This window comes from Burkholderia sp. MS455 (assembly GCF_016899445.1).
Lineage (GTDB): Bacteria > Pseudomonadota > Gammaproteobacteria > Burkholderiales > Burkholderiaceae > Burkholderia > Burkholderia pyrrocinia_C.
On sequence record NZ_CP041778.1, the window covers coordinates 1859568 to 1878526 of the forward strand.

Sequence of the window (18959 nt, forward strand, 5' to 3'; positions counted from 1 at the left end):
CATCCTTTCAGGATATCTCGCTCACAAGAGAAACCGATGTGGCACGACGCGCATCCGCGGCCCGCTGGATGCGCTGCACGAAAAACGCCACGCAGGAGACGCCCCCCATGCCCCTCACCCCGAATGCGGAAGTGCTGTCCGCGCTGTACCGGAATTGCGTGTTCCGATCCGGATTGCGCGCGGATGCGCACGAGCAGGTCTCGCTGGAGCTGGCCGAGCATGCGCTGCGCTGGAAGCAGGGCGTGCCCGACGCGGCGCTTTTCAAGGGGCAACTGAATCATCTGAGCGTCTACGCGCTGCAGTACGGCGCCGAAGTCGAGGTCGCCCCGCGGCCGTTCGACGGCTTTTCGCTCGTCCACACGTCGCTTGCGGGCGGCGCCGAGATCGAGTGCGACGGGCACGTGATGGGCGTGTCCGAAGGGCGCACTGCCGTGCTGGCGCCGACGTCGCACGTCCGCCTCCGCTGGCGGTCCGGCACCCGGCAACTGATCGTCAAGGTGCCCGATTCGCTGATGCGCGCGGTCTGCGGCCGCCGGCCCGACGACGCGGCGCCCGGCCTCGCGCCGGGATTCCTGTTGCCGACGGCGCTTTCGTCGCAATGGGATCTGATCGCGCAGTCGCTGCTCAACGTGCTCGCCGTCGCCGACGACGGTGGCATCCGGGCCGAATGGCGCGACCATTTCGAACGAAGCCTCGCGCTGTTCCTGCTCGTGCATTGCCCGCCGTCGCCCGCCGCCGTGCATGCCGGCGCGGCGCCGCCAGCGCGCGGCGCGCCGGCGCAAGCCGTGTCGCGTGGCGGCATCCGGCAGATGGATGCGCTGCACGAATTCATCCACGCGCGGCTCTGCGCGCCGATCTCGCTCGAAGATCTCGCCAGGGCGGCCGGCGTCAGCCTGCGGACGCTGAACGTGCTGTGCCGGCGCTACCACGGCGCGACCCCGATGGAACTGCTGCGCAACATCCGGCTGGACGCCGCGCGCGTGCAGTTGCTGACCGACCCGGTGGCCAGCATCACCGATACGGCGCTGACGTTCGGCTTCGGGCACCTCGGCCGCTTTTCCGCGTACTACTTCGCCCGCTTCGACGAGTTGCCGCGCGACACGCAGAAGAAGCGGCCGCCGAACTGAATGCCGCGGCGCCCGGAATACGGCCGCCGCTTTACGCGCCAGGCGATCGCCCGCATAGTAACGGTCTGCCCGCATCCCCGCCCTGCCGCCCCATCGCCATGCCTGATACGCCAGCCGCCTGCATCGTCCGCGATTCGACCGAAGCCGATCTCGCCGCCATCCACGCGATCTATGCGCACCACGTCCGCCACGGCGTCGCGTCGTTCGAGGAAACGCCGCCCGATGCCGCCGAGCTGCGCGCGCGCCGCGAAGCGGTGCTGCACCACGGGCTGCCGTATCTCGTCGCAGAATGCGACGGCCGCGTGGCCGGCTACGCGTACGCGACGCCGTACCGCACGCGCAGCGCATACCGCTTCACGATCGAGGATTCGATCTACATCGACGATGCGCAGCGCGGGCGCGGGATCGGCCGCGCACTGCTCGCGGCGCTGATCGCGCGCTGCGAGACCGGCCCGTGGCGGCAGATGATCGCGGTGATCGCCGACGGCGGCACCGGCGGCTCGACGTCGCTGCATCGCGCGTTCGGCTTCGAGCCGGCCGGCACGTTGAAGGCGGTCGGCTTCAAGCACGGCCGCTGGATCGACACGGCGCTGCTGCAGCGCCCGCTCGGGGACGGCGCACGCACGCTCCCCGCCTCGCCCGGGCCTGCCGCGTCGCGCTAGAATGGCCGCATGTCAAAACAGACTCATTCCACCCCCGACGAGGCCGCGGCGGATTCCCGCAACGAGTACACGGTCGACGAGCTGGCGCGCGTGTCCGACACGACCGTGCGCAACGTCCGCGCGTACCAGGATCGCGGTTTGCTCGCACCGCCCGAGAAGCGCGGGCGCGTCGGCATCTACGACGACACGCACGTCGCGCGCCTGAAGCTGATCAACCACCTGCTCGCGCGCGGCTACACGCTGTCGAACATCCAGGACCTGATCAAGGCGATCGACGAAGGCCACGACCTGCGCTCGATCCTCGGCCTCGAAAACGCGATCGGCGGCCGCTGGTCGCATGAACTGCCGAAAACCTATTCGCTCGCCGCGCTCGCGCAGATGTTCGGGCCGCAAGCGACCACGCAGCTTTCGCGCGTGACCGAGCTCGGGCTGCTCGAACGGCACGGCCTGTCGTTCGTCGCGAAGAGCCCCGCACTGCTCGAAGCGGCGGCCGCGATGACGAAGGAAGGCATCCCGCCGCGCGAGCTGCTCGACGTGATCAGCCTCGCGCGGCCGCATTTCGACGCGATTGCGCGGCTGCTCGTCGATCTCGTCGTGAAGCGGCTCGACCGCTACGACGCCGGCACGCTGCCGCCGGCCACCGACGTGCCCGAACTGGTCGACGCGATCTGGCGCCTGCGCCCGCTCGCGGCCGTGTTCGTCGAAGGCGAGACGAACCGCGCGCTCGAAACCGCGGCGGGCGCCTATCTCGGCGGCCGCGTCGCGACGATCCTCGACAAGAAGCTCAGCGACGAAGCGGCGCGCCAGTCCGGCACGCCCGATACGCAAGGCGACGACGACAAAGCATAGGGCCGCCGCCGTCATATTCTTATCGGCAATGCTTCGTTTGCGGGCGCAACCGCCCATGCGACGATTCTTCCAACCGAGCGGCACCGGCCGCTCTCCCGAAGACGTTTCGCATGGAGTCCGTTCGATGATTCGTTTCACCCGCTGGATCACCCGCACCGCCGCCGTCACGCTCGTCGCGCTGTCCGCCGCGTCGGCCTTCGCGCAGGGCGGCGCCGACAAGGTCGTGCGCATCGGCTATCAAAAGGCCGGCCTGCTGTCGATCATCAAGGCGCAGGGCTCGCTCGAAGCGCGGCTCAAGCCGCTCGGCTACAACGTGCAGTGGTTCGAATTCCCGGCCGGCCCGCAACTGCTCGAAGCGCTGAACGCGAACAGCATCGACTTCGGCTATACGGGCGCGCCGCCGCCCGTGTTTGCGCAGGCAGCAGGCGTGCGCTTCGTGTACGTCGGCGCGGAACCGCCGTCGCCGCACAACGAAGCCGTGTTCGTGAAGGCCGATTCGCCGATCCGCTCGCTCGCCGAGCTGCGCGGCAAGAAGGTCGCGCTGCAGAAAGGCTCGAGCGCGAACTACCTGCTTCTGGAAGCGCTCAAGAAGGCCGGCGTGCGCTACGACGAGATTCGCCCCGTGTACCTGCCGCCCGCCGACGCACGCGCCGCGTTCGAAAGCGGCAACGTCGATGCGTGGGCCGTCTGGGATCCGTATTACGCGGCCGCGCAGAATTCGCTGAAGATCCGCACGCTGTCCGACTACACGGGCCTCACGCCGGCGAACAACTTCTACGAGGCGACGCGGGATTTCGCGGAGCAGCATGCCGACGTGGTCGGCGCGATCCTGAAGCAGGCGCGCGAGACGGGCCTGTGGGTCAACGGGCATCCGGCCGAGACCGCCGCGCTGATCGCGCCGAAGGTCGGGTTGCCGCTCGCGCTCGTCGAGACGTGGATCAAGCGCGTGCCGTTTGGGGCGGTGCCGGTCGACGAGAAGATCGTCGCGGTTCAGCAGGGTGTCGCGGACGCGTTCTACGCGGCGAAGCTGATTCCGCAGAAGCTGAGCGTCGCTGACAACGCGTGGAGCGACAAACGCGTGGCGAGCGCGCTCGCGGCGAAGTAACGCGCGGCGCGCGCAGTCGAGAAAGGCCGACGGGCACCCTGCCCGTCGGCCTTTTTTGGTTCTTCTCGAATTTTCGGGGAACGTGGGACGCACTGTTGGTGTTCGGCCAGTTGCAACCGTTCGCTATCCGCCGAAGACGATCTGCGGATAGCGACATCGAGAGACCACCATCTGGAAACGGCACCGCCCTAAGCCTTGAGATCTGTTGCCGCGAAATCCGGATCTTCTCTTGGCCGAAGGATTTTTTCAACGAGCCGGGCCGACATATGACGGCTCAGTAGTCTCTGCAAGTTCGCCAGCAGTCGATTTCGCGCCCCCACAACCCGATAGCTCAGATTGCGATCGAGCGCCCACAACGCATCCCGCACCACGTTCGCGACCGGCATCGGCACGCCGACAGCAGCCTCCTTCGCGCCAACAACGTCGAAAAAGGCCGTTTGCGTCGCGCCAGGACATAGCGCGACGACCCGGATGCCCCGATGCCGGTTCTCAGCCCAAACAGCTTCCGAAAATGACAGGAGAAAGGCCTTCGTCGCGCCGTAGACGGCCATATACGGATCGGGCTGGAATGCCGCGGTTGACGCGACGTTGATGACTGCGCCACCGGATCGCGCTTGCATCCCCGGCAGCAGAAGATGAGTCAGCTCGAGCGCGGCGATGCAGTTCACCAGAACTTCATCGCGCTGGCGCGTCAACGGAATCGTTTCAAAGCGCCCGTATGCTGCGAAGCCCGCGTTGTTGATCAGCACATCGACGATCGTGCCGGTCTCCTTCAGATGACGATCGATCGTGTCGACGGCGTCGGCCGCGCTCAGGTCGACCGTCAGAAAATCGGCGTCGCACGCATAGTCGCGCCGCAGTTCTGCGGCCAGATCGCGCAGCTTGTCGTGAGAGCGTGCGACCAGCAGGAGTCTCGCACCGCGTTCGGCCAACGCATAGGCAAACGCGCGCCCGATACCCGACGATGCACCGGTGACGAGTGCTGTTTTTCCGCCAAAGTCGAAAGATTTACTCATAGCTTGCTGATGGAGTGGAACGGGAGTTTGCACTCTAAACCGTTGACTATAGGCAACGGTCAAGCGTAAATGACGCTCCACGACATTGATTGGAGGCAGCATGCGCATCGGCGAGCTATGCAAGCGGGCGGGTGTATCGCGCGACACCGTCCGTTACTACGAGCGCATGGGTCTGCTGGACAAAGCAACACAACCTAACGCGACGAACACTTACAAGCGCTATTCAGAACTTTCGTTACAGCGGATAAGGCTGATCGTCCACGCGAAGGCGTTGGGCTTCACGCTGGCGGAAATTCGCGACGTTGTCCATGTATGGGAAAGTCCGACGTTCGGCGTTGACCAAAAGGTCGCGTGCCTGCAAGCAAAACTCGACGAACTCGACGCAAAGAGTCTCGCGTTGATCACGCTGCGAACAGGGTTGCTGAATGCGTTGGCCAAAGTTGGCGGCGATTGTGTCGAAGAAGAAATAGCGTGATGAGTCGCGTCCGTGCAAGTGTCATGCTGCATCGACCGGTTGAATCCGCAGTCGGAAAGCGCGGGCCTGTCAGCAATTTCGTGTTCGAGGCATATGATGTTCCCAAGAAGAACGTATGCCACCCAAACCGAAAAACACCGCCGGCAACGCTGCCGGCAATTCCCACCGAGCTGCTTGAACAGTTCGGCAATGGTCCGATGACGGCCGAGGCCATCAACGCCGCGACGATGGCGCTCAAGAAGGCACTGATCGAGCGGGCGCTGGCTGCGGTGTTCCCGGCGACCACGCTGCAAACCTGCGTCGTCCATCTGATCCGCAACAGCCTCGATTACGCGAGCTGGAAGGATCGCAAGGGATTGGCCGCCGCGATCAAGCCGATCTATACGGCACCCAGCGCGGAGGCGGCTCAGGCCGAACTTGAGGCGTTTGCCGAAGGGCCCTGGGGCCAGAGATTCCCGCCCGTCAGCACAGCCTGGCGCAATGCCTGGGACCGCGTGATTCCGTTCTTTGCGTTTCCGCCTGAGATACGCAAGGTTATATACACTACGAACGCCATCGAGAATATCAACTCGCAACTGCGCAAGATCATCAAGACGCGGGGACACTTCGCGACAGATGACGCAGCGACGAAACACATCTGGCTGGCACTGCGCAATATCACCGCTGATTGGGGACGCGCAGCCAAGGACTGGAAGGCGGCCATGAACCAATTCGCGATCCTCTACGCCGATCGTTTCGTTCGTCCGTCCGTGTGAGTCTCAACCCGCCTTGAACACGGAAATTCTGATACCCCCACTTTTTTCTACTGCTATGCCGGCAAAAGACCAGCAACACGATAGCTTTCAATTAGCCCGTCATAGACAGAGATATCCGCGCGACTTCTGGCGATGAGTTGCGCGCCAGCGACGGCTGCGAAGATAGCGCGAGCACGCCCCTCGCTATCCTCGGCGCTGGCCGTGGCCGACAGCACTTTGCTCAACCACGCAATATTCACATCTGCAAAGGTTTGGACTTCTTTCGTTACCGCTTCGGGCAAGTCATCAGATTCGGCGGCCATGAAACTGCAGAGGCATATCCGATTACCGTTCTCCAGCGCCTTGCGAAACGTCTCTGGATAGCGGCGCAGACAGTCGATCGGATCCGAGGATTCGGTCCACAGTGCGTCCAGAGTGGCCGCCGAGTCCTCCCAGTAGCGCCTTGCTACCGCCGCGCCAAGATCGGCCTTCGTGGGAAAGTGATGGTGAATGCTGGCTGCCTTGATACCAACCGCTAACGCGAGATCACGAAAATTCAGACCGTCGTAGCCATGCGACTGCGCAGCCAGCTTGGCTGCCGCGAGGATGTTTTCCCTTGAATTCGAACTGGCTTCGTTCCTCACTGCTTGCCTCGCTTAAGAAAAATACGTGTTGACCAAGCACATTATAGCGTCTAACGTAAACCTACCAAGTGGCAGGTAGGGTCGCATCAAACGGTTCGGTCCTATCTAATTTCAAACGCTTCACCCATCCTGATAGGCGAACCATGGTTTCCGACACCCGTGAATTCGACGTAAGCAAACTGGCTACGATGACGATTTACGATTTCCCCACGGGCCCTTATCCGACACGAGTCCGTATCGCTCTGGCCGAGAAGGGCCTGCAATCGCGCGTCCAGTACGTCTTGGTCGATCTATACAAGGGCGAGCACAAAAGGCCTGGGTTCATCGCCAACAAGAACTACTCCGGCACGCTACCGGTGCTTGAACTGGATGACGGAACCTGTATTGCCGAGTGCACCGCCATTACCGAATACCTCGACGCGCTCGATGGCGTACCCACGCTTACCGGTAGCACGCCGCGCGAAAAGGGTGTGATCCACATGATGAGCAAGCGCGCCGAGCTGGAATTGCTCGACGCCATCAGTGTCTATTTCCACCACGCCACGCCCGGGCTCGGGCCCGAAGTCGAGCTCTATCAGAACTCCGAATGGGGATTTCGTCAGCGTGACAAAGCCCTGAGGGGCATGCAGTACTTCAATGACGTCCTGAAAAAGCAGCCATTTGTCGGCGGGGATGCGTTCTCGATGGCCGACATCACCGTCATCGGCGGCCTGGTCTTCGCGTCGATCGTGAAGCTGCCCGTTCCCACCGAGTGTGAAGCCCTTCTCGCCTGGTACAAGAGAATGCGGGAACGCCCGAGTGTCAAGAACCAGCCGGCATTTGCCTGAAATTGCAGCTGTGGCCGGACTTCATTGGCGAGCGACCAATCTTGGATTGCAGACCCAAGCGAACGCAGTCGAGAGAATTAGCTGACATATTCCCGCTTAAGCCGAAGCCAAACTGATTGTGGCGGTCCGGCAATGGACAAGGCTAAGACATTCATCCGGGGGCTGAGCGTCTGCGAACGGACATGCGCGAAAGATCGACGCTCTTCGTAGGATGATCGGGGCCAATTTCGTCCGACCGGGAACATTGGACCGGATCACCCCTCGGAGGCAGCCCATCTTTGAACACTAACCTCTGCCAGCGCCTCGAAGACAGCGGGTGTGCGTTCCAGGCGGGCGATCGTCCGCGCGCCTTCGAGGGCGGCTACCAATGCGGCTGCGGTAGAGGACGCGCGCGTGGGAGCGAAACCGCACCCCCTAAAATGCTCCGCAATAATCTCGGTCGACTCAACAAACCCGCGTGCTATCCGTTTGGTCAGCTCGGCGTCGAGCGCGGGCAGCTCATTCGCCAGATTTTGCATCAGACATCCATACTGGAAATCAGAGGCGACCATTTCAGCCGCGAATGTCCTGAAAATCTGATGAACAAAATTCAGAGCATCACCCGTCGTATTCGCCGAGATGTCCCGTAGTACAGCAATTCGATTCGCAATGTAATTATCGATTGCTTCTTCTGCGAGTTGTGCCTTGCCGCGTGGAAAGTGAAAGTAAAACGATCCTTTAGGCGCACCGCTTTCTTCAAGGATCTGGGTCAATCCCGTCGCAGTGTAGCCCTGGATGCGAAACAGTCGTTGGGCCGTGGCAATCGCGCGAGCGCGGGCGTCAGTCTTACGTGGCATGCCGAAAACATAGCACGTTTCGCTTGATGATTCTATGGCGATTGGCATAGTATGGTGATCGCCATATCCGGAGCCCGGCGATGCCCCTCGACCCAATCGCAAGTCAAGAAGGTTCGTTCAGTGATCCACAGCCTCCCCAGATCGCGGCACGAATAGCTGAAACTCAACGTGAAACGCGCGGGTTTCCTCGCTCATCCCATGCAGAGCGTCTTCGTGTCGGGGCTGCTCGTCCTCGATTGCCCGGCCGCCGGGCGAATCGTTCGTTGCGTGCGTTTTCGCTGAAGCTGAAGACAGCGCTTGCACGCGGACGGGGTGTTCCATCATGAGTCGCCCACATCGCTTCAGGCCATCGGCGTCCCGACGAGCCTTCCTGGCGATGGGCGCGGTCAGCCTGTTTGCCCCTTTGATTCGACCCGCCCGCGCAAACCCCATAGGAGGAGTCGACTTGTCCGCATCAACATATGGCGATGGAACGCTTCCGAAGAGGGTCCGTTCGCGCATGATCCACGGGGTCAACGGCCTCGATGTCCATATTCTCGAGGCCGGTTACGAGAACCCCGGCCGGCCGCTTGCATTGCTTCTGCACGGTTTTCCCGATTTGGCTTACGGCTGGCGACACCTGATCCCGATTCTGGCTGACGCCGGCTACCATGTCGTGGCGCCCGACCAGCGGGGTTTTGGCCGCACCACCGGTTGGATGAACGACTATGACGCCCAGCTGGCGCCTTTCAGCCTTTTGAATATGGCGCGTGACGCCCTCGGATTGGTTTTGGCGTTGGGGTATCGGCGTACGGCAATGCTCGTCGGGCACGACCTCGGCTCGCCCGTCGCGGCCTATTGTGCGCTAGCCCGACCTGACGTCTTTCCCTCGGTAGTGCTGATGAGCGCACCGTTCCCCGGTCCGCCGACGCTTCCGTTCAGCATTGCGGAAAGCGAGGTATCGTCGGTTCAACCGAATACCGGCAATCAAAAGCTGGCGGCCGCGCTGGCTGCGCTCGACCCGCCGAGAGAGTATTACCAGCAATATCTGAGCACACGGGAAGCGAACCATGACATGTGGCACCCCCCTCAAGGTTTACACGCGTTTCTTCGTGCATTTTTCTACGTCAAGAGCGCCGACTGGCCGGGAAATAAGCCGCATCCGTTGAAGGCGCCGACCGCCGCAGAACTTGCGCAAATGCCCACCTATTACGTCATGGATCTCGGCAAGACGATGCCCGAGACCGTCGCTCCATTCCACCCCTCCGCCGCCGAGGTCCTGGCCAGCAAATGGCTCACCGAGCCGGAACTTGGGGTGTACACGGAGGAGTATGGCCGCACGGGGTTTCAAGGCGCCCTGCAGGCTTATCGCGTCTTTTCCGATCCTGACCTAAACGCTGAGTTGCGCCTGTTTTCGGGCAAGACGATCGATGTCCCGTCGCTCTTCATTGGCGGCAAGAGCGATTGGGGTACGTATTCGGCGCCGGGCGCGCTCGATCTCATGAGGACGAAGGCGACGACGAGAATGGCGGGCATCGAGATGATCGACGGCGCCGGTCACTGGATCCAACAGGAGCAGCCGGTTCGGCTCAGCGAACTCCTGCTCGCCTTCACCAAGGAGGTGGTTGGGGCGGATCACACCGACAGTTAGGTTGGGGAATGGCTATCGTTGCTCTTGAAAATATCGCCCGACCTCCAGACCACCGCCCCAAAAACACGACAAGCGATCCTAGGCGACATCGGCGGACACGGCATCAAGAAGCCATTTTGCGACGCGCTGACTTGCCTTGCTGCGACTGCTCGCTCGTCGTTGAATCAATGATGTCTGCCCCACGCATTCGAGCGGCGTTCCGTCGAATTTCACCAACTCGCCAGCAGCCAGATGGTCCGCCACCAGCGATTGGCGTGCGAGAGCGACGCCTGCCCCGCGGCGCGCGGCCTCGATCATCAAGCCCGCATCGCTGAACACGATCCGCCTGCGCTCTCGCGGAATATCGCATCCGTTGAACTCATACCATGCGTCCCACGACTGGTGGCGAGATCCGCCGAGACGGCTACAGTCATCTTCGAGCAACCTCATGCCGTCGAACGGGTCCGGGCGCCCGGCACGGCTCGCCCGACTGCCGGGCGCGTGGACCGGGATGAGCACGTCGTCGGTTGCCGTCATCCGCTCTCCCGGGATACCAGCCCTCGGATGCAAGCGGATCGCGAGATCGTATTCGCCTTCGTCGATGGCTACGATCTCGTCGGAAACGTGCAGATCGAGACAGATGTCTTCAAAGGACTGGGAGAGCGATTCGAGTCGGGGAGCGAGCCAGCAGTGCGCAAAGGACGAGACAACCGTCATGCGGACAGTGTCGCGGCGATCCGCGAGCCGGTTGTCCGCGTGCGCCAGCGTTCTCAGCACGCCTTCCGCTGTTGCCAGATAAGCAAGGCCATCGCGGGTCAATTCGAAGCGGCCATGGTCTCGATGGATCAGGCATGTATCGAGACGGGCTTCGAGAGCCGCTACGCGCTGGCTGACAGCACTCTGTGACACGCCGATTTCGACAGCCGCCTGCTTGAAACTCTTCAGCCGGGCGACCGCCTCAAAGGCGCGAAGCAAGTGGGTCTGGGGCGGATCACGGCGGACAGGCATCATCGGGCCTTATAGCTGATAAGAAAAACGCCATCGACAGGGGCCATCAGGGCCAATAGATTACCCGTGCGGCTATCGAAAGACAAAGGAACGGTGATGAGGAACAACTTCGAGATGTTGGCACGTTGGACCGTCTGGGCGAATGGCCTCCTATACGACGCATGCGCCAGGCTTTCGTCGGACGACTATTTTCTCGAGCGCGCCTGCGCCTTCGGCTCGATCCACAATACGCTCAATCATCTGCTTGCCACCGACCGCATCTGGCTCGGCCGGATCTCCGGGGAGGGGCATGACATCCCGTCCCTGGACCATGTCGTCTGCCAGGATTTCGAGAGCCTGCGAACCGCAAGGCTAACCGAGGATGAGCGGCTTGTCCGCATTGTCGGCACGGTCGCACGCAACGACCTGGAGAAAAACATCGACTACACGAGCATGGATGGAACGCCGCAACGAAAACCTCTTCAACTCGTTCTTTCCCACATTTTCATTCATCACGCCCACCATCGCGGCCAAGTTCATGCGCTCCTCTCGCAGACGCCCGTCGCGCCCCCCGCCCTGGACGTCACCTATTTTTCGCTCGGGTGACCCATGCTTGCGTGGAAGCGGATTGCCATCGCATGCAATGCAACGACTGATCGACCTCGGAACCTGTTTTCAGGCCGTGAGCCCCCGCAGCGCAGGAACGAGTCGGATAGCGCCGCCGGAAGATGCGCATACTCGACCCCGTTCACCTGAAAGGAGATCGTCATGGAGAATCCGCCGGCGGTGCCGTCGATGCGCGTGCGGCTCACGCCAGCCAGCACGCGAACAGATCGTGCGTCGTGGGTACCTCGTACTTGAGCAACAAGCCCGCGTGATGAAGGGCGACCATCGCCCTACTTCAACGCCCCCGCCACCTTCTTCTGCCGCCACAGACACAGCAGATCGCAAGCGACATGCGCGGCCGCGATCGCCGTAATGTCCGCATGATCGTAAGCGGGCGCGACCTCGACAACATCCGCCCCGACCAGGTTCACCGCCCCGAGCCCACGCACGATCGCCAGCGCCTGCGCGGACGACAACCCGCCCGCGACCGGCGTGCCCGTGCCGGGCGCGAACGCCGGATCGAGGCAGTCGATGTCGAACGTCAGGTACGCGGGCCGCGCGCCGACGATGTCGACGATCCGCTCGACCGCCGCGCGCGAACCGTGGTCGTGCACCCACGCGGCATCGAGCCGCTCGATCCCGAGAAAATCGTCGTTCCACGTGCGGATGCCGACCTGCACCGACGTCGCGGGATCGATCAGCCCTTCCTTCACGGCCTTGTAGAACATCGTGCCGTGATTGAGGCTGTCCGGATCGTCGTCGGCCCACGTATCGCAGTGCGCGTCGAAATGGATCAGCGACAGCGGCTTGCCGTAGCGCTCCGCGTGCGCGACCAGCAGCGGATACGTGATGTAGTGGTCGCCGCCGAGCGTCAGCATCTTCGCGCCCGAGCGCAGGATCGTGCGCGCATGCTCGACGATCGCGGGCTTGATCGACAGCGGGTTGTGCGCATCGAACCAGCAGTCGCCGTAGTCGACGGCCGCGAGATCCTCGAACGGATCGAAGCCCCACGGATACGGATTGAGCTCCGCGAGCTGCACGCTCGCCGCACGGATCGCGGCCGGCCCGAGCCGCGCGCCCGAGCGATAGGTGGTCGCGAGGTCGAGCGGCACGCCGGAAATCGCAACGTCGACGCCGTCGAGCGTGCGCGAATAGTTGCGGCGCATGAACGACAGCACGCCCGCATAGGTGTTTTCGATCGAGGAGCCGTACGGCGTCGTGCGACGGATCGCGCCGTCGCCATGGAGAAGTTCGGTCATGGTCGGACCTGTTTTCATGGGGGCCGGCTCGGCCTCGCGTTGCATGGGCGCGCGGGCCGGGCACGGCGTGGATTCATCGGGCACGCACCGGCTTGCGCGTCCAGTCGCGCGGCCGGGCGGGACAACGACAACGGCAATGTCGCGGCGATCATAGCAAGCCGAATTGGAGCCGTTGCCCCGGTTCAGCAGGGGCAACGCGTTGAAAAAATCCGGCGGCAACGCCCGCGCATCGTCACCCGGCAGCACCGGATCGCGGCGGCGGCGGGCACACACCTGCACGTGTCATCCCGACCGCGTCCTAGAAGGATTCGCCGGTTTTCGCACGCCCTTTCTTCCGGATAATGGCCGCAGCCGCGCCGACGACGACGCGCCGTCCACCGCAGACAACAACAAACCGGAGACACCCGCCTTGCTCGCCACGCTTCCCGCCACCTATCGCCGGCTCTGGCCGCTCGCCGTCGCCGCCGCGCTGCTGTACGGACTGTCGCTCGCCGCCGCGCCCTATCCGGGCCAGGCCGCCGCGAAAGCCGCGATGGGCATCCTGCTGCTCGCGGCGGGCAGCACCTGCGGCGCGCCGCGCGAACGCGCGTGGCTGTGCGCGGCGCTCGCGACGGCCGTGCTCGGCGACGTGCTGCTCGCGCTGCCCGACTGGCCGCTGTCGTTCGTCCTCGGCCTCGGCGCGTTCCTGCTCACGCACCTGTGCTATTGCGCGATCTTCCTGCGCTGGCGCGCGCGGCCGCACGGCTGGCGCATCGCCGCGCTGGTCGGGCTGTGGATCGCCGCGCCCGCGTTCTACCTCGCCTTCTTCCCGCACCTCGGCGAGCTGCTGGCGCCGGTCGCCGTCTACATGCTCGTGCTGTGTGCGATGGCGAGCTTCGCGCTCGCCGCCCGCACGCACGGCCCACTGGTGGCCGTCGGCAGCCTGATCTTCGTCGGCTCCGATACGCTGATCGGCGTCGGCCGCTTCCTCGGCGGTTTTCCGGGCATCGACTATCTGATCTGGGGCCTCTACGCGCTCGCGCAGGTCACGATCGTGGCCGGGGTTTTCCATGAGACGGCCGCCCGATCGATCCGCCCCTGATTCCGTTTCAAACAGACCGCCGCACGCCGGCGGTCTCGTCTCCGCCCCGCTCCGCCCGTGTCGACAAGCCTTTCCGCGTATCCCGCATTGCGAAAAGTGTGCTGTTCCAAACCCCGCTCAGCCTTTTCCCGCCTGGTTTCCGGCCCTTAGAGCGCCGCTTCTAGCCTCTTGCGGTTTCCGGGCTCACCCACTATCGTTACATCAACCAATGTAACATTAAAAAATGAGCCAAATCGGAGACACCCGGATGAATGCTCGCACGTTGCCTTTCGGTCCGCCCGGCCACGACGGCCTGGACGAAACCATCGACATCGCCATCATCGGCACCGGCTTCGCCGGTCTCGGGATGGCGATCCGCCTGCGGCAGACTGGCGTGACCGACTTCGTCGTCCTCGAGAAGGCCGCGTCGGTCGGCGGCACGTGGCGCGACAATCACTACCCCGGGTGTGCATGCGACGTGCAATCGCACGTCTATTCGTTCTCGTTCGCGCCGAACCCGCGCTGGACGCGCATGTTCGCGCCGCAGCCGGAAATCCGCGCGTATCTGGAAGACTGCGTGCAGCGCTTCGGGATCGGCCCGCACCTGCGCATGAACCACGAGCTGCAGCGCGCCGAGTACGACGAGGCCGCGCAGCGCTGGCGCCTCACGTTCGCGAACGGCAAGCGGCTGTCCGCGCGCGTGCTGGTGTCGGGGATGGGCGGCCTGTCGCGCGCCGCGCTGCCGGCGATTCCCGGCGTCGAGAATTTCCGGGGCCGCGCGTTCCATTCGCAGCAGTGGGATCACGACTACGCGCTCGAAGGCAAGCGCGTCGCGGTGATCGGCACCGGCGCGAGCGCGATCCAGTTCGTGCCGCAGATCGCGCCGCGCGTGAAGGCGCTCGCGCTGTTCCAGCGCACGCCGCCGTGGATCATGCCGAAGCCCGACCGCAACCTGACCGGGTTCGAGAAATGGCTGTTCCGCTCGTTGCCGTTCACGCAGAAGGTGGTGCGCAGCGGCATCTACTGGATGCTCGAATCGCGCGTGCTCGGCTTCGCGATCCATCCGTCGCTGATGAAGAACGTGCAGAAGCTCGCGCTGCGCCATATCCGCAAGCAGATTCCCGATCCAGAGCTGCGCAAGACCGTCACGCCGAACTACACGCTCGGCTGCAAGCGCGTGCTGATCTCGAACGACTACTACCCGGCGCTGTCGCGCAAGAACGTCGACGTGATCACGACCGGCATCGACCATATCGAAGCCGACGCCGTCGTGACGACCGACGGCAAGCGACACGAAGTCGACTGCCTGATCTACGGCACCGGCTTTCAGGTCGCCGATCCGTATCCGCGCGGCGCGATCGTCGGCCGCGGCGGCCTCGACATCGTCGACGCATGGCGCGACGGCGCGCATGCGTATCTCGGCTCGACGCTGCCCGGCTACCCGAACTTCTTCATGATCGTCGGCCCGAACACGGGCCTCGGCCACAACTCGATGGTGTTCATGATCGAGTCGCAGATCGAATACATCCTCGGCGCGCTGCAGGCGATGCGCCGCGAGCGCGCGGATGCGATCGAGGTGCGCCCGCTCGTCGAAGCTCGGTTCAACAGCGACCTGCAAGGCAAGCTGAAGAAGGCGATCTGGTCGACGGGCGGCTGCAAGAGCTGGTATCTCGATCCGCGCACGGGCAAGAACACGACGCTGTGGCCGGGCTTCACGTGGCGCTTCCGCCAGGCGACCGCGCGCTTCTCGATCGCCGATTACCACGCGTATCGCGCACCGCACGACACGATCGCGCGGCCGATCGCCGCGCCCGCCGCTTCCGCCTCCACTTCCGCCGAAGCGGCCTGAGCCAGACAAGGAGCCAACGACATGAGAGATTTCGCCAACAAGGTCGCCGCGATCACGGGTGCCGGCTCGGGCATGGGCCGCTCGCTCGCGATCCAGCTCGCGCAGGCCGGCTGCCATGTGTCGCTCGCCGACAAGAACGGCGTCGGTCTCGCCGAAACCGAACGGATCGTCCGTGCGATTGCGCCGAACGTGCGTGTATCGACGCGGGTGCTCGACGTCGGCGAGCGCGACGCGATGTTCGCGTGGGCCGATGACACCGCGAAGGAACACGGCAAGGTCAACCTGATCTTCAACAACGCGGGCGTCGCGCTGTCGAGCACGATCGAAGGGATGGACTACAGCGATCTCGAGTGGATCGTGAACATCAATTTCTGGGGTGTCGTGCACGGCACGAAGGCGTTCCTGCCGCACCTGAAGGCATCCGGCGACGGCCACGTGATCAACACGTCGAGCCTGTTCGGGATCTTCGCGCAACCGGGCATGAGCGGCTACAACGCGACCAAGTTCGCGGTGCGCGGCTTCACCGAATCGCTGCGCCAGGAGCTCGACATGATGAAGTGCGGCGTGTCGGCAACCTGCGTGCACCCGGGCGGCATCCGCACGAACATCGCGCAGGCCAGCCGCGTGTCGAAGAACATGGTCGGCTTCATGGTCGCGAGCGAGCAGCAAGGCAGGGACACGTTCGAGAAGTTCTTCATCACGACCGCCGACGACGCCGCGCGCACGATCCTCGCCGGCGTGCGCCGTAACAAACGCCGCGTGCTGATCGGCCGCGATGCGAAGGCCGGCGACTGGATGGCGCGCATCCTGCCGTCCGCGTATCAGGCGCTCGTCGTGCTGGCAACGCGCCGCGAGGCCGCGAGGGCCCGCCGCGACGCCGCCCGCGGCACGCCGGCGCCCGCACCGCTGCACGCCACCTACAACAACGCAGGTAATCAGGGAGGAGAACAATCATGATGACCCCGAACATGATGCCCGTGCGGCGCGACATCCGTTTCGCGCTGCCGCCCGAACGCGCGCGCGACTGGCACGTGCAGGGCGTGCCGGTCACGCACTTCATGAATGCGCTGTCGCTACTGTTTCCGGCCGGCGAACGCTTCTTCATGGATTCGGTGCGCAACTACCGCGACCGGATCGAGAATCCCGAGCTGAAGAAGCAGGTGCTCGGCTTCATCGGCCAGGAAGCGATGCACACGCGCGAGCACATCGAATACAACGACCTGCTGCAGGCGTCGGGGCTGCCCGCGCACAAGCTCGACAAGCGCCTGTGGACGATCCTCGGCTGGTTCAAGAAGGTGCTGCCGCATTCGATGCAGCTCGCGATCACGATCGCGCTCGAGCACTACACGGCGATCCTCGCGAACCAGCTGCTGTCGGGCCACGAGCACCGGATCGACGGCTCGGTCGAAGGCTACCAGCAGATGTGGATGTGGCATGCGATGGAGGAAACCGAGCACAAGGCGGTGTCGTACGACGTATGGAACACCGTGATGAAGCCGGGCCTCGGCAGCTACCTGCTGCGCACGGGCACGATGCTGACGACGACCGTGTTCTTCTGGGCGATCGTGTTCGACTTCCACGTGCGCCTGATGCGCGCGCACCGTCGCGAACACGGCAAGTTCGGCGGCATGTGGCGCCTCGTGAAGTACCTGTACGGCCCGAAGCACGGCGTGTTCCCGAACATCGCGCGCGAATGGCTCGATTACTTCCGCCCGGGCTTCCACCCGTGGGACCACGACAACCACCAGTACCTGCAGGGGCTCGACACGCTGCTCGCGAACATCGACGCGACCAACGCGCGCTACGCAACGCAGGCCGCCCCGCGCCGCGTGCCGCTGCACCCGGTTGCGCAGGCATGACGCGATGGCGCGCGCGCACGAGATGCTGACCGTCCAGTCCGGCGACGTGAAACTCGCCGTCTATGTAAGCGGATCGCGCCGCGCGCCGCCGCTGATCCTCGTGCACGGCTACCCGGATTCGGCGGCCGTATGGGCGCCGATCCGCGCACGGCTCGCGAAGCGCTACCGCGTGATCGCGTACGACGTGCGCGGCGCCGGCGCGTCCGATGCACCGCGCCGCCGTGCCGACTACACGCTCGCGCGGCTCGCCGACGACCTGAAGGCGGTGGCCGACGCGACCTGCGGCGGCCGGCCGTTCCACCTCGTCGGCCACGACTGGGGCTCGATCCAGTGCTGGGAGGCCGTGACCGACCCCGCGTTCCGTGGCCGGATCGCGTCGTACACGTCGATCTCGGGCCCGTGCCTCGATCACGTGTTCCGCGCGAAGCTGCGGCTCGAGCAGAGCCTGAAGTCGTGGTACATCGCGTTCTTCCACCTGCCGCTCGTGCCGTCGCTGGTGTGGCGGCTCGGCGGCGCGGCGCTGTGGCCTCGCTGGTTGCAGCTCACGGAACGCGTGCGCGCCGAGCGCGACCCCGTGCAACTGAAGAACGCGCTGAACGGCCTGCAGCTTTACCGCGCGAACTTCCTCGCACGGGCACGCAAGCCGCGCGAACGGTATGCGCAGGCGCCCGTGCAGCTCCTGGTGCCGGTACGCGACCGCTACGTGACGCCAGAGATGTCGGTCGACCTCGACCGCTGGCTCGGCGACCACGTGCGCGAGGAAATCGACGGCACGCACTGGATCGTGCTGCGCCACCCGGACATGATCGCGTCGCGGATCGACCGCTTCGCGTCCGCGCACGAGCGGCCGGCGGTCACGACGGCCGCGGTTCAGCGCAACGTCGGCGTCGGCAGGCGCCTGAACAGCGTCTCGTAGTCGACGACGAGCCCGTCGTCGTCGATGTCCATCTCGGCCGTGAAATTCCGGAAGATGCCTTCGTAGCGGTAGCGCCGGCCCGGCTCGATGCACTCGTAGGCCTGCTTGACCGGCGTGACCTTCAGGTCCGGCGTCGAGATGTACGCGACGTCGATCGGCCGCCGCTCGCCGCGCGCGAGCCCGAGGCGGCCGATCGGCAGCGAATTCGTGAACGGCGTCGCCGCGATGTCGATGTCGACGCAGCCGTCGAGCTCCGGCAGCGCGCGGCCCGCGCCGTCGTGCCAGTGGCCTGCGCCGTCGCCGCGCAGTTCGAGCGTGCCGCCGCCCATCACCTTGAGCACCGCATACGTCACGCGCCAGTGCGAATCGCACTCGACGCGATACGCGAGCCCGTATGCGCGGCCGTACCGCTGGCCGACCACCGCGCTTTCGACGACGATCCCGCCGCCGCTCCGGTCGAACGTCAGATGTTCGGCCCCGTCGCCCTCGAGCGACGCCCAACGCACTTCGCGCATCCTTCCGCCTCCGGGTTTACTCAA

The 18959-nt window shown here is 64.4% G+C and carries 19 protein-coding genes and 1 pseudogene; 14 read left to right on the forward strand and 6 right to left on the reverse strand.

Going from position 1 to position 18959, the window contains the following annotated elements:
* The first annotated feature begins 107 nt into the window (after window positions 1–107).
* The 4 genes from FPJ27_RS12905 (at window position 108) to FPJ27_RS12920 (ending at window position 3743) form a co-directional block, all read left to right on the forward strand.
* Window positions 108–1127 (forward strand): AraC family transcriptional regulator, encoded by a 1020-nt coding sequence (locus FPJ27_RS12905; protein ID WP_204421385.1) that lies wholly within the window; start codon window positions 108–110, stop codon window positions 1125–1127.
* Between the two features lie 98 nt (window positions 1128–1225).
* Entirely contained in the window at window positions 1226–1789 is a 564-nt protein-coding gene (locus FPJ27_RS12910; RefSeq protein ID WP_204421386.1) for a GNAT family N-acetyltransferase, read from the forward strand.
* A gap of 9 nt (window positions 1790–1798) precedes the next feature.
* Window positions 1799–2638, forward strand: coding sequence for a MerR family transcriptional regulator (locus FPJ27_RS12915; RefSeq protein ID WP_072443286.1), 840 nt, complete (start codon window positions 1799–1801; stop codon window positions 2636–2638).
* A gap of 124 nt (window positions 2639–2762) precedes the next feature.
* The gene (locus FPJ27_RS12920; protein WP_204421387.1) at window positions 2763–3743 is read left to right on the forward strand and encodes a sulfonate ABC transporter substrate-binding protein; all 981 of its coding nucleotides are present in this window, start codon (window positions 2763–2765) and stop codon (window positions 3741–3743) included.
* 188 nt (window positions 3744–3931) lie between these two features.
* On the opposite strand, the gene FPJ27_RS12925 is transcribed toward FPJ27_RS12920, so the two are convergent.
* A complete protein-coding gene (locus FPJ27_RS12925; RefSeq protein ID WP_072443290.1) occupies window positions 3932–4759 on the reverse strand; it encodes an SDR family oxidoreductase in 828 nt (275 codons plus the stop codon).
* Between the two features lie 100 nt (window positions 4760–4859).
* On the opposite strand from FPJ27_RS12925, the gene FPJ27_RS12930 reads away from it, so the two are divergent.
* Both FPJ27_RS12930 and FPJ27_RS12935 read left to right on the forward strand, forming a co-directional pair.
* On the forward strand, window positions 4860–5234 hold the full coding sequence (locus FPJ27_RS12930) for a heavy metal-responsive transcriptional regulator (protein WP_204421388.1): 375 nt from the start codon (window positions 4860–4862) through the stop codon (window positions 5232–5234).
* 257 nt (window positions 5235–5491) lie between these two features.
* Window positions 5492–5989: pseudogene (locus FPJ27_RS12935) on the forward strand (transposase); the annotation flags it as partial.
* Window positions 5990–6042: 53 nt separating this feature from the next.
* On the opposite strand, the gene FPJ27_RS12940 reads toward FPJ27_RS12935, so the two are convergent.
* On the reverse strand, window positions 6043–6612 hold the full coding sequence (locus tag FPJ27_RS12940) for a TetR/AcrR family transcriptional regulator (protein ID WP_072443294.1): 570 nt from the start codon (window positions 6610–6612) through the stop codon (window positions 6043–6045).
* Between the two features lie 143 nt (window positions 6613–6755).
* Between FPJ27_RS12940 and FPJ27_RS12945 the strand changes: the two genes are divergently transcribed.
* Window positions 6756–7439, forward strand: coding sequence for a glutathione S-transferase (locus FPJ27_RS12945; RefSeq protein ID WP_072443296.1), 684 nt, complete (start codon window positions 6756–6758; stop codon window positions 7437–7439).
* 254 nt (window positions 7440–7693) lie between these two features.
* Here the strand turns inward: FPJ27_RS12945 and FPJ27_RS12950 are convergent, their stop codons facing one another.
* Complete coding sequence (locus tag FPJ27_RS12950) at window positions 7694–8323, reverse strand: TetR/AcrR family transcriptional regulator (protein ID WP_204421389.1); 630 nt, start codon at window positions 8321–8323, stop codon at window positions 7694–7696.
* A 451-nt stretch (window positions 8324–8774) separates the two neighbouring features.
* Here FPJ27_RS12950 and FPJ27_RS12955 point away from each other — a divergent pair, with 451 nt between their 5' ends.
* Window positions 8775–9905: an alpha/beta hydrolase gene (locus tag FPJ27_RS12955; protein WP_204423186.1), complete on the forward strand. Its 1131-nt coding sequence runs from the start codon at window positions 8775–8777 to the stop codon at window positions 9903–9905.
* Window positions 9906–9983: 78 nt separating this feature from the next.
* Here the strand turns inward: FPJ27_RS12955 and FPJ27_RS12960 are convergent, their stop codons facing one another.
* Window positions 9984–10859 carry a LysR substrate-binding domain-containing protein gene (locus FPJ27_RS12960; protein WP_204421390.1) on the reverse strand — a complete coding sequence of 292 codons (876 nt, stop codon included), beginning with the start codon at window positions 10857–10859 and terminating at the stop codon, window positions 9984–9986.
* Window positions 10860–10988: 129 nt separating this feature from the next.
* Between FPJ27_RS12960 and FPJ27_RS12965 the strand changes: the two genes are divergently transcribed.
* Entirely contained in the window at window positions 10989–11477 is a 489-nt protein-coding gene (locus tag FPJ27_RS12965; RefSeq protein WP_072443304.1) for a DinB family protein, read from the forward strand.
* A 290-nt stretch (window positions 11478–11767) separates the two neighbouring features.
* On the opposite strand, the gene speB is transcribed toward FPJ27_RS12965, so the two are convergent.
* Complete coding sequence (speB, locus tag FPJ27_RS12970; protein WP_072443305.1) at window positions 11768–12736, reverse strand: agmatinase; 969 nt, start codon at window positions 12734–12736, stop codon at window positions 11768–11770.
* 409 nt (window positions 12737–13145) lie between these two features.
* Between speB and FPJ27_RS12975 the strand changes: the two genes are divergently transcribed.
* The 5 genes from FPJ27_RS12975 to FPJ27_RS12995 all read left to right on the forward strand — a co-directional run bounded on the left by FPJ27_RS12975 (window position 13146) and on the right by FPJ27_RS12995 (window position 18420).
* Entirely contained in the window at window positions 13146–13817 is a 672-nt protein-coding gene (locus tag FPJ27_RS12975) for a lysoplasmalogenase (protein ID WP_204421391.1), read from the forward strand.
* Window positions 13818–14064: 247 nt separating this feature from the next.
* Window positions 14065–15645: an NAD(P)/FAD-dependent oxidoreductase gene (locus FPJ27_RS12980; protein ID WP_204421392.1), complete on the forward strand. Its 1581-nt coding sequence runs from the start codon at window positions 14065–14067 to the stop codon at window positions 15643–15645.
* Between the two features lie 21 nt (window positions 15646–15666).
* Window positions 15667–16602 carry an SDR family NAD(P)-dependent oxidoreductase gene (locus FPJ27_RS12985; RefSeq protein WP_034180339.1) on the forward strand — a complete coding sequence of 312 codons (936 nt, stop codon included), beginning with the start codon at window positions 15667–15669 and terminating at the stop codon, window positions 16600–16602.
* The gene (locus FPJ27_RS12990) at window positions 16599–17504 is read left to right on the forward strand and encodes a metal-dependent hydrolase (RefSeq protein WP_204421393.1); all 906 of its coding nucleotides are present in this window, start codon (window positions 16599–16601) and stop codon (window positions 17502–17504) included. The genes FPJ27_RS12985 and FPJ27_RS12990 overlap by 4 nt, the downstream gene beginning before the upstream one ends.
* 4 nt (window positions 17505–17508) lie before the next feature.
* A complete protein-coding gene (locus tag FPJ27_RS12995) occupies window positions 17509–18420 on the forward strand; it encodes an alpha/beta fold hydrolase (RefSeq protein WP_204421394.1) in 912 nt (303 codons plus the stop codon).
* On the opposite strand, the gene FPJ27_RS13000 is transcribed toward FPJ27_RS12995, so the two are convergent.
* Entirely contained in the window at window positions 18375–18935 is a 561-nt protein-coding gene (locus FPJ27_RS13000; RefSeq protein ID WP_204421395.1) for a putative glycolipid-binding domain-containing protein, read from the reverse strand. The genes FPJ27_RS12995 and FPJ27_RS13000 overlap by 46 nt on opposite strands.
* Window positions 18936–18959 lie beyond the last annotated feature (24 nt).